Source organism: Streptomyces termitum (genome assembly GCF_014650175.1).
Taxonomy (GTDB): Bacteria; Actinomycetota; Actinomycetes; order Streptomycetales; family Streptomycetaceae; genus Streptomyces; species Streptomyces termitum.
The window spans coordinates 1-1,192 of the sequence record NZ_BMUL01000037.1 but is presented as its reverse complement, the minus strand read 5'-3'; the positions used below and the strand labels follow the sequence as shown (position 1 = coordinate 1,192).

Sequence of the window (1,192 nt, the reverse complement as noted above, 5' to 3'; positions counted from 1 at the left end):
GGCAAGGGAGTCTCCCTAGCGAGGGTAACAACAGAAAAAGCAATGATCTACTTCTTCTGGAAGGCCGACTGTTGGAAGACTGGGCCGAGCGAGGGCATGATGGGCTGCATGACCGAGGCGAAGTCCTGGGGGAAGATGCTGGTGGAGCTGACAGCCGAAGAGGCTGAGGTCCGTTGGTAGAACTGCTGGAACGACGAGCTGAGCGACGCCAAGGGAGACGCGATTTGGCTCAAGGCATCTCCGCCAAAGCTGGTCTGCAGCGAGCTCACAAAGTTGGTGAATTGGCTAAAGGTGCTCGAGGCGATGCTACCGAATTGGCCCGGGCTTTTGAAGCAGGTGCCGCAGTTGTTGGCTTGGCTCAGGACGGCCTGGAAGGACCGGGCGAGTTGCTGGCATCGCTGGAACGCGATGTCGCGAGTGAGCTGGCCGGCCGCGAGCTGAGACTGGAAGCCGCCGATGAGCCCGTTCAAGCTTTGGAAGCTGGAGCTGACCGACGAGACGCTCGAGCTCTGCTGGCTGGACGAGAAGCTGCTGCCGCCGGCGCCGAACCCACCAGCCTGGAAGCTGTTGCTGCTGGATTGCTGGTTAAAGCTGTTGGCGCTGAACTGCTGGACGACCGAGGGCATGATGCCTTGGAAGACCGGGCCGAAGTTCTGCGGGATGAGGCTGCTGGTGCTGATCGCAGAGGAAGCGGACGTCCTCTGGAAGAACTGCTGGAAGGACGAGGTGAGACCCGACAAGGGAGACGCGATTCGGCTGAAGGCGCTTCCATCAAAGCTGGTTTGCAACGAGCTCACAAAGTTGGTGAACTGGATCAAGGTGCTCGAGGCGATGCTGCCGAATTGACCGATGTTGAAGCAAGTGGCACAGTTGGTGGCTTGGCTCAAGACGGCCTGGAGGGACTGGGCAAGTTGCTGGCATCGCTGGAACGCGAGGTCCCGAGTGAGCTGGCCGGCCGCGAGCTGGGATTGGAAGCCGCCGATGAGCCCATTCAAGCTTTGGAAGCTGGAGCTGACCGACGAGACGCTCGAGCTTTGCTGGCTGGACGAAAAGCTGCTGCCGCCGGCGCCGAAACCACCGAGACCTCCAGCTTGGTATCCCCCAGCCTGGAAGCTGTTGGCATTCGCGCTGTTGGCACTCATAGCATTGTAGCCGCCGCCTTGAAAGTTACCGAAGCCGGCCGCTCCGCCAA

The 1,192-nt window shown here is 60.7% G+C and carries 1 protein-coding gene; it reads right to left on the bottom strand.

What is annotated here, in order from left to right; all coding sequences use genetic code 11:
- Positions 1-47: 47 nt before the first annotated feature.
- Positions 48-1,192, bottom strand: a 1,145-nt coding sequence (locus IE219_RS32680; protein ID WP_229850270.1) for a hypothetical protein, incomplete at its 5' end; no start/stop codon positions are given.